11 protein-coding genes are annotated in these 8701 nt (G+C 68.1%); 3 read left to right on the forward strand and 8 right to left on the reverse strand.

Annotated elements, in window-relative coordinates; all coding sequences use genetic code 11:
* Window positions 1-54 precede the first annotated feature (54 nt).
* From ACLARN_RS35445 to ACLARN_RS35470, 6 genes are all read right to left on the reverse strand, one after another.
* Entirely contained in the window at window positions 55-432 is a 378-nt protein-coding gene (locus ACLARN_RS35445) for a hypothetical protein (RefSeq protein WP_409495833.1), read from the reverse strand.
* A gap of 10 nt (window positions 433-442) precedes the next feature.
* Window positions 443-1789, reverse strand: coding sequence for an alpha/beta hydrolase (locus ACLARN_RS35450; protein WP_409495834.1), 1347 nt, complete (start codon window positions 1787-1789; stop codon window positions 443-445).
* A 29-nt stretch (window positions 1790-1818) separates the two neighbouring features.
* Window positions 1819-3126, reverse strand: a complete 1308-nt coding sequence (locus ACLARN_RS35455) for a WXG100 family type VII secretion target (RefSeq protein ID WP_409495835.1) — start codon at window positions 3124-3126, stop codon at window positions 1819-1821.
* Complete coding sequence (locus ACLARN_RS35460) at window positions 3123-3527, reverse strand: hypothetical protein (protein WP_409495836.1); 405 nt, start codon at window positions 3525-3527, stop codon at window positions 3123-3125. The genes ACLARN_RS35455 and ACLARN_RS35460 overlap by 4 nt, the downstream gene beginning before the upstream one ends.
* A gap of 287 nt (window positions 3528-3814) precedes the next feature.
* Window positions 3815-4117, reverse strand: a complete 303-nt coding sequence (locus tag ACLARN_RS35465; protein ID WP_076168025.1) for a hypothetical protein — start codon at window positions 4115-4117, stop codon at window positions 3815-3817.
* A gap of 21 nt (window positions 4118-4138) precedes the next feature.
* A complete protein-coding gene (locus ACLARN_RS35470) occupies window positions 4139-4480 on the reverse strand; it encodes a WXG100 family type VII secretion target (RefSeq protein ID WP_073848466.1) in 342 nt (113 codons plus the stop codon).
* Between the two features lie 230 nt (window positions 4481-4710).
* Between ACLARN_RS35470 and ACLARN_RS35475 the strand changes: the two genes are divergently transcribed.
* Window positions 4711-5664 carry a hypothetical protein gene (locus tag ACLARN_RS35475; protein WP_409495843.1) on the forward strand — a complete coding sequence of 318 codons (954 nt, stop codon included), beginning with the start codon at window positions 4711-4713 and terminating at the stop codon, window positions 5662-5664.
* 67 nt (window positions 5665-5731) lie between these two features.
* Entirely contained in the window at window positions 5732-6502 is a 771-nt protein-coding gene (locus ACLARN_RS35480; RefSeq protein WP_409495837.1) for a hypothetical protein, read from the forward strand.
* A 55-nt stretch (window positions 6503-6557) separates the two neighbouring features.
* Here ACLARN_RS35480 and ACLARN_RS35485 read toward each other — a convergent pair whose 3' ends face one another.
* The gene (locus ACLARN_RS35485; RefSeq protein WP_409495844.1) at window positions 6558-7256 is read right to left on the reverse strand and encodes a S1 family peptidase; all 699 of its coding nucleotides are present in this window, start codon (window positions 7254-7256) and stop codon (window positions 6558-6560) included.
* Window positions 7257-7462: 206 nt separating this feature from the next.
* On the opposite strand from ACLARN_RS35485, the gene cpt reads away from it, so the two are divergent.
* Window positions 7463-7993 (forward strand): chloramphenicol phosphotransferase CPT, encoded by a 531-nt coding sequence (cpt, locus tag ACLARN_RS35490; protein ID WP_409495838.1) that lies wholly within the window; start codon window positions 7463-7465, stop codon window positions 7991-7993.
* 334 nt (window positions 7994-8327) lie between these two features.
* Here the strand turns inward: cpt and ACLARN_RS35495 are convergent.
* The coding region (locus ACLARN_RS35495; RefSeq protein WP_409495839.1) for an HNH endonuclease at window positions 8328-8701 on the reverse strand (374 nt) is incomplete at its 5' end.

The following is an 8701-nucleotide window of genomic DNA, read 5'->3' on the forward strand; positions in this document are numbered from 1 at the left end:
GTGTACTGGGGGACATCACTGCCGCTCACGAGGTCTTTCGCGACCCCCGGGGTTTTAGGGGACGGTTACGCAGGCTGTCGAGCCCACGATGGCCACGCCGTCGCCGGCGCGGGAGACGTGCACGTTGAAGTCGGCGCCGTCGCGGCTGAACTGTGCGATCAGCTCACGCGGGTTGCTGCGATCGCGGGTCCGCCAGCCCTGGCTTTCCAGCAGGGGCAGGACGACGTCGACGAGCTTGCGGATCGCGTCGGACGCGTCGTCCACGCGGAGGCCGTACTGCCAGCAGAGCAGCCGCCCGGGCTGGGTCGGGTCGCAGTCCAGCTCGCCTTCCACGGTGCGCTCCGCGCTGGTGCCGAAGGTGCCCGCGACGCCGTCGATGACCGCGGTCAGATCCTCGGCCAGCGGGTCGAGTTCGGTGTTCCTGGTGATCATGACCAACCCCTCACAGTCCTCGGCCCACACCTTCGACGGCCATCTCCCGCAGCGAGCCGCTCGTGAAGCCCTCGTGCGTGAGCGGCCCGCCCGTGATCACACCGTAGATGTTGTTCCACGAATCCGAACCGGGCTTGAGCACCCCGCTGTGGGAATCCATGCCCCACTGCAGGTCGCCGTTCGCGTCGCGGCCGGTTTCCAGTTCGACGACGCCGGGGAAGCGGTCGGGGTCCGCTCCATGTCCGGCGCCGACCCATTCGACCAGGCCCGCGTTGCCCTGTGCGACCACGATCGGATCGAAGGGGGCCGTCATGGAGTAGCGCTGCACACCGGCTTGGCTGGCCGGGAGGTCGTCCGGGCCCCAGATGCCGTGTCCCATGCCCGCGGATTCCACGTGCAGCACCTGATCGGCCCGGAGCCCGAACTGTTCGGCGAGGCCGACGGTCGCCCCGCCGTAGCTGTGCCCGACGGCGGTGACGACGACGCCGGGGCCGGCGTGACTGTCGATCTGGCCGCGTAGTTCGTCGCCGAACGCCTTGAGTTCGGGCGCCATCGTCTGGGCGTAGTGCGCGGCCGGTCCTTCGGTGATGACGTTCTGGGGGAAGACCCCGTCGGCCCAGACCACCATCGCGGTCCGCCCGGTGGCGTCCGCGGCGACCAGGCTCTTGCCGAGGTCGGCGTAGCTCTGGAAGTTGTCGAACGAGGTGTTCACACCGGGGACGAACAGGCCGACGTTGCGGGTGCCCGGTTCGATCCGGCCGACCAGTTCGGCGATGCGGCCGTTTCCGGACGGGTCGAACCGCAGGATCTGCCGGTCGTTGGCGAGGATGTCCTCGTACAGCGCGATCCGGTTGCGGGCGTTCGTGATGTCGTCGGCTTTTCCGCCGTGTGCCAGGAGGTTCGCGAGCCTGTCGCGTTCGGACGTCAGCGCGTCGGAGACCTTGGCGCGGTTCTCGGCGATGGCGGTCGCCCACTGCCCGGTGTCGGCAGCGCCGCCGATGCCCGCGGGATTCCCGGCCTTGGGCAACGGGCTCTCCGGCATAAGCGCCCGGTACGAGGCGGCGACCTGGACGTCGGCACGCCGGTAGCCGCCCGCTGCCGAGGTGAGTCCCTGGTGGATGACGGTCGCTTTGGTGAGCTGGCCGTCGAGTTTGCTCGCGACGTCCTTGATCGTCTTGGTGTACGTCGCGGAAGCCGCGCTGGAGGCCGAAACCTGGCCGAACGCGGTGGCGGGGACGTTCTCACCCGCCAGCGCGGTCTGCGCGGTCTTGAGCACACCGGCGCGCTGTTCGAGTTCGGCCGCCGCCGCTTCGAGCCTGGTGGGGGCGACTCGGTAACCGCCCGCGCTGGATGCCATCACCGAGCCGCCTCTCCTGCTCAGGAAAATCAGTACTGTTCGGGTTCTTCGCCGAGCACGGCCGGAGCGACCGGGGACGACTGACCCCAGACGTTCTCCGTCTCCACGAGCCACGGCGGGATACGACGGCCCGAGCCCATGTCGCCGCCCGCGCCCATGCCCATCGGCATCATGGGCATCATCGGCATCGCGCCCTTGGCCGCCGCCGCGCCCGCGGCACCGGCGGCTCCGCCGGCCAGCCCGCTCATCGCGCTGCCGGCCGAACCGTCGCCAGCCAGACCGGAGAACGCGGCCGGTGCCTCACCGGGACCGGCGAGCCCTCCGCCGCCGATGGCGCCGCCGTCCAGCGAGGGCGCGCCGCCACCGCCGATCGGGATACCGCCACCGGCTCCGCCCGCGGTCGCGCCGGCGCCACCGGCACCTCCGCCGACGGGTTCACCGTTCTTGTCCTTGCCGTCGTTCGGGTTCTTGCCGGCGGCCCATCCGGGCACGCGCGGCATGATCGAGCCGAACCGGCCGAACGCGGCGGCCGAGGCCGCGGCGAGACCGGCGGTGAACATGTCGCCGAACAACGGGTTCGACTTGGGGATCTGGCCCGGCTGCCCGGTGGTGGGCGGCGTCGAGCCGTCCGAAGGCAGCGGGTGCGTGTTGTCGCCCGGTGTCACGCCGACGCCGGGGGTGCCGCCGATGTTGTTGCCGACGGAGCCGCCGCCCGGGGCCGTGCCGCCACCGGTGACCGGCGGCGGGGTGACGGCGTTCGGCGAGGCGGGGAAGGACGCTTCGGTCGTGGTGTACTCGCCCGCGAGCTGGGTCATCACCACGATCGCCTTGCTGTGCGCCGCGCTGGCCGCGCCCGCGGCCTGCTGCTGCGCCTCGACGTTCGCGATCGCCTGCTGCCGCTGCTGGGCGGCGTTGATGATCGTCGCCTGCGAGGAATCCGGCGGCAGCAGCGGCGGGTTGACCGCCAGCGAGACGTCGGCTGGGGAGACGTCCGGCACCGCGACCGGCGGCGGCATCTCCTTCTTGGCTTTCACCAGCGCGTCCGCCGCGTCCTCGAGGAGGTTGTTCATCGCGTGCGCGGTCTGGGCGACCTTGCGGATGCCGCCGACCAGATCGGTGATCATCGTGTGGTACTTGTCGGCGGCGCCACCGGTCCAGCTGCCGGAGAAGTCCTTCAGCTCGCCGGTCAGGTTCTCGGACTGTTCGAACAGCCCGGTGCCGGTGGACTGCCATTTGTGGGCCGCGTGGCGCGCCGTGTTGGGGTCGCCCGCTTGCAGCATCGCGTAGAGCTGCTGGTGCGAGTAGGCGGCGAAGTTCGTGTGCGCGGTGTCGGTCATCCCTTGTTCCCCCCGCCGTTGGAGCCGCTGTTGCCACCCAGCACGCCGCCGAGGACGTTGAGCAGCGGATCGAGCAGCCCGGTCTGCTGGCTGGCGTGGTTCATGTCGCCGGCCACGGAGTCGTCAGCCGCCGCGTAGCCGTCGGCGACGGTCGTGGTGACGTCCTGCGCGAAGGTGATCGCACCCTTGACCTGGTCCAGCAGGCCCTGCATCTCGGCGACCGCGGCCTGGTGCGCCTTGTTGAGGGAACCCGCCTCCCCGAACTCGCCGAACAGCAGCGGTTGCTCGCTCAGGGTCAGCAGGAAGTCGTTCGGCTTGGACATCGCGTGGATCTGGGTCTCCAGTTCCCGCACGAAGTCCTTCAGTGATTCCAGATGGACGTAGTACGACTGGTCTTGCATTGATCCCGGCTCTCTCGTGATCGGCCATGCCATCAAGGGACGGTGTTCTCTCAAAGCGCGCTTTCGGATTTCCGTAGCCGGGCCGTGGCATCGGCTGAGCACTCACCGAGCCATGTCAGCGGCCCGCCTCCGCAAATCCGAGGCCTCCGGCTGAAAAGAAACGCGCGCGTGTCCTCACCCCATCAGTCGACTTTGGTTTGAGAGACACACCCTCAGGCGACTACGCGCAAAGCCGGCCGGCCGGTGCCGAGGGGGGTGAAAGCACCGGCCGGCCGACGGATGGGGACTCAGCCGGCGAACAGGCCCTGGTTACGGTTCTCCAGGCTGTGCTGGATGTCGTGGGCGTCGCCGACCTTGCCACCGAACTGCGCGATGATCGCCACGATGTCCGCGGTGGCCTGGCGCAGGCGGGTCTCAGACGCACGAGCGGCCTCACCGGCGGAGCTGCCGGAGGCGTACCAGGTCTGGGTGATCGGCTGCAGGTTGGTGTGCAGCTGTTCGAGCTGTGAGGTGAGCGCCTTGGCCTTGGCGGCCAGCGAGGCCGAGCTGTGCTGCAGCGCGGCGAAGTTGATTTCGACGACGTCAGCCATGATTGGTGGTCCTCTCGCGGATCAGGGGTTCAGCCGGTGGATCACGGTCTGGTCGACGGTTCCGCTGACCCCGGTGAGGCTTTCCCGGACCTGCTCGTCACCCGAGTTGTAGTTCCGGTTGCTCTCGTGGACGAGGCGCGACATCGTGTTGAGCTCGTTCACGGCGATGGTCATCTTCTCCTGCAGGCGGCGCTGCAGGTCCCAGAACGCGACCGCCTGGTCACCCTTGTAGTTGTGCAGGGTCTGGGTCAGCTCGCTCTCCAAGCTGGCCATCGTGGTCTTGGCGTTCGACGCGGTTTCCTCGAACCCCTGGACGGCGCGCGCCATCGCAGCTGCGTCTGCCTGATATCCCGTACCGGTCATTGATGGGCCACCTCCTCTCATCTCGCTGGAAATCCCGGTGAGCACCAGGGGACGCCCTGTCTGCTCTTGTGAAGGACACGCTAGAAAACAGGGGACTGTGGTCAAACGGCACAACTGCCGGTTGCGGTGACGGCACTATTACCCACAGGTCGACGGTAGGGCCTTCCCCACCTTCGATCCGGGGGAGCACTCCAGTGTCCGAATCGGAGCCCACCGGCAGGCTCGAATCCATGGTGGACAAGGGTTCTGGGGCAGTACTGCATCGCCCGTTGATGATCTTGGCGGCGGCGATGGCGGTGCTGGGGACGATCGCGCTCGGCGGGCTCCTCTTCGACGATCGCAGCCTCGTCAACGCGCCCATCTGGCTCAAGCCGCTCAAGTTCACGATTTCCGTTGGGCTCTACGCGGTGACACTGGCCTGGCTGATCGGACAGCTGACCCGGGGCCGTCGGCTCGGCTGGTGGCTCGGCACCGTGTTCGCGGCTGGCCTCGCCCTGGACATGGCGCTGTTGTTCTGGCAGATCATCGGCCGCGGCCGGACGCTCCACTTCAACCGGGAAACCCCGGCCGACCAGTGGATCAACAACATGGTCGCGAACGGCGCCTTCACCGGCTGGGGAGCGACGGCGGCGATCGCGATTCTCCTGCTGTTCCAACGTCTTCCCGACCGGGCGATGAATTCGGCGTTACGCGCGGGTGCCACCCTGTCGGTCGTCGGCATCGGGATCGCGATGCTGATGTTCGGCCCCAACGATCAGCAGCTGGCCCAGTACCGCGCCGGGGAGAAGCCGTCGATCGTCGGCGCACACGCGGTCGGTGTGCCCGACGGCGGACCGGGCCTGCCGGTGCTGGGCTGGAGCACGGTGGGCGGGGACCTGCGGATCCCGCATTTCGTCGGGATCCACGCGATCCAGGTGCTGCCACTGGTCGCTTACGGACTGCTCGTGCTCGCCCGGCGGTATCCGGTGCTCGAATCGGAATTCGTGCGGCGGAATCTGGTCCGGACCACTTCGGTGGGTTTCGCGGGGTTGCTGGCGCTGCTCACCTGGCAGGCCCAGCGAGGGCAGTCCATCGTGCACCCCGACTTCTGGACGCTGGTCACGGGCGCCGGGATCATCGCCGTCGTGGCGGCCGGTTCGACGCTTTCGCTCCGGGCGCCGCGGCCGATGCACCAGCTGACGTGATCTTCGCGAAATCCGTTCGGTACTTCCTTCGGAACCGGATAGTTTCCGGGTGATGAAGGGGGTAAGCGTGCAGGGAACGCGAACTTTTCGGCGGATTTCGGGCAGACGCGCGGGCGTCGTGCTCACCGCCGCGGCGGTACTGATCGGCGGGGTGGCCTGTTCGTCGGGATCTTCTCCCGACGCGGCCGCGCCGGCGGCACCCGAGGTGTTCGGCCCGGCGGGATACCGCGGGCTGACCTTGGGCATGGCCAAGGACGCCGCGCTGGCGGGCGGGAAGCTCGCCTCGGCGCCGACGTCCACTTTGGATGGTTGTACCGATTTCTCCTACACCGGCGGTCCGGCACCCGACCAGGTGCGGATGAAGGCGGAGGCCGACGTCGAGGCCAAGGCCAAGGATTTGAACAAGAAGGCCGACGAACTCGAAGCCGATCCTGAGTCGAAGCCGGGCGCGTCCGCCGAGGAGAGCGCCAAGTCGGCGGAGAAGTCCGCCAAGGACACGCGACTGTTCGCCGACGCCGCTCAGGCGTCCGCCGATCTGGCGGGCAAACGCGAGGAGCGCGACAAGGCGTTCGTCGCCGCTGGAGGGGCCTCCTTCGGCAAGGACGGACTGCGTGAGCTCGCCGCTCCCGCGGACGCGAAGACGGCCGAGGGAATCGGTACCGGTTCACCGTTGGCCGGCCTCAAGACGGCCTACGACGCCAAGGGGATGAAGGTCGGCGACAACGGCCGCTTCCAGGTGCCTGTCGACGGCCAGCCGGACTGGGTCTACGAATTCACCGTCAACGGGGACAAGGTCGGCGCCGTGTCGATGATCAACCCGAAGTCGAAGTGCGCCTGATCTTTCGCGCAGGAGGAAAGGGCCGTTCGTTTTCCGAACGGCCCTTTCCTTTGCGTCAGACGCCCGCGGTGGTGCGGATCCAGCTGCGGCTGGCCGCGACGCTGGCGTAGTTCTGGGTGCCCTGCGGGTTCGTGCCGGAGTTGCTGCCCGTCGAGCAGACACCGACCTGGACGCCGCCCGAAAGCTGCGGGCCGCCCGAGTCGCCGTGCCACGCCGACCCGTTGACGCCGACGCTGGCGATGGCCTGGCCGCCGTACGCGTCGCTGCTGGTCCCGGTGATGCGGACGTTGGCCGTCTTCAGGACGCTCGACGGCGGGTTGTTGCCCTGTGTGCGGCCCCAGCCGTAGATCTGGTTGGTGGTGCCGTTGGCCGGGTTCGCGGTGCCGAGCTTCATGTACGTCGTGCTGACCGCGGTCTTGAGGTGCAGCAGTGCGATGTCGCCGCTCGGGGCGGCTTTCTGCTGGTCGACCGCGGCCGAGGTGCCCTGGTTCAGGTTGACGTTGCCGACCTTGACGTGCATACCGGGCTTGTTGAGGCAGTGCTTCGCGGTGAGGACCCACTGCGGGGCGATGATCGTGCCGGAGCAGTTGAAACCGCCGAACGCGGTGGCGTCGTCCCAGTAGATCTGGGCGCCCCACGGCGCGGAACTCACGGTGCCGCCGCCGATGATGTCCTGGCCCGCGTTCGCGGCGGGGGTGGCTACGAGGGTGAGCGCCGCGGCGGCACCGGCCACCGTTGCGGCAATTGTGGACATACGCATGAATACGCCCTTCGGCCTGCGTCGGGGAGTTCGTTTCGACTTGAAACGGTTTCACCAAGTTATGGGGCGGTAAGAGTTTTTGTAACCTACCGAAGTCGGTAAACGGTGCGAGGAGAGTATTGAACCGTCCGGGTGGGGGTTTCCTTGCCGAACGCGGTGGGCCGTTGCCGGTTTCGTCACGTCCGTTTTAGGGTGATTCGGTGACTCAGGTGATCGTGGTGAACGGCGGGTCCAGTTCGGGTAAATCCGGGATCGCCCGGTGCCTGCAAGCGATGCTGCCGGATCCCTGGCTCACGCTCGGGGTGGACACGCTGATCGACGCGATGCCTTCTGTGCCCGACGGGATCTCCTTCGCCTCGGATGGCGGGGTGGATGTCGGGGCCGGTTTCCGGCGCATCGAGGACGCGTGGATGGCCGGTGTCGCGGCGATGGTGCGGGCGGGTGCGCGGGTCATCGTCGACGACGCGTTCCTGGGCGGTGCGGAGTCGCAGCGCCGGTGGCGGGATGCGCTGGACGGGCTTGAGGTGCTTTGGGTCGGGGTCCGGTGCGACGGCGCCGTGGCCGCCGGCCGGGAGATGGCGCGAGGGGATCGGGTCACGGGAATGGCCGAGTCGCAAGCCGAAGTCGTGCACCGGGGTGTGGCTTATGACGTCGAGGTGGACACGGGGTCGGCCGAAGCCCTGGCCTGCGCTCGGGAGATCGCTTCGCGGGTGAGTTTCGAGACCTCCTGATGCGCGACGTGACTTATTCGATGGCCATCTCACGGCTATGTCGTCGGGCCGGACCGCGGCTTCGACTGGACAGGCCCGACGAAGAGGTCTTTCGGCCCTGTTTGGACGTAGCTCTGCGCTTTGGTTCTTGTGGAGACCACCAGGATCGCCGCGTGGCGGAGGCTATCGCTCGCTCCCTTCGGCTATGCGGGGAAGTCTGGGTTGGCGTGAGAGGACAGTTTTGAGACAGCGTTCATCGACGGCCCGACGTGGTATGGGCGGGCCCGGTGCCGGCTGGGCGAGGCGCTGGGAACGTTTCGTCCAGTGAATGACCACAGGGCAACAGAATGTCGAGTCAGAAGGGTGGGACGTCTTCCTCTGGTTCGGGGCGTGGGTCGTGGAGCGGTTCGGGTGCGGTGTCGTAGGTGTGTCCGCTTGGGGTGGTGATGGTCATGCCGCCGTTGCCGGTGGGTTCGGCGTGCCAGCCGGGTTCTTCTTTGAGGAGGTTGTGGGTTTTGCAGGCGCCGTGGCAGTTGTGGTGATCAGTGGTCCCATTCCGTGCCCAGCTGGTGATGTGGTCGATCTCGGAGAGCTCCGCCGGACGGTGGCAGATGGGTCGGCCCTGGGCGCGCCGCCCGAGTTTCCTCGGGTGCGTTTCCCAGAGGCCGCCCGCCGAACCCGCCGTGCGACTCTCGCCGCAACGGGCTCTCCATGTAGTTATGCTTGTTG

The organism is Amycolatopsis sp. cmx-11-12 (genome assembly GCF_046269425.1).
Lineage (GTDB): Bacteria > Actinomycetota > Actinomycetes > Mycobacteriales > Pseudonocardiaceae > Amycolatopsis.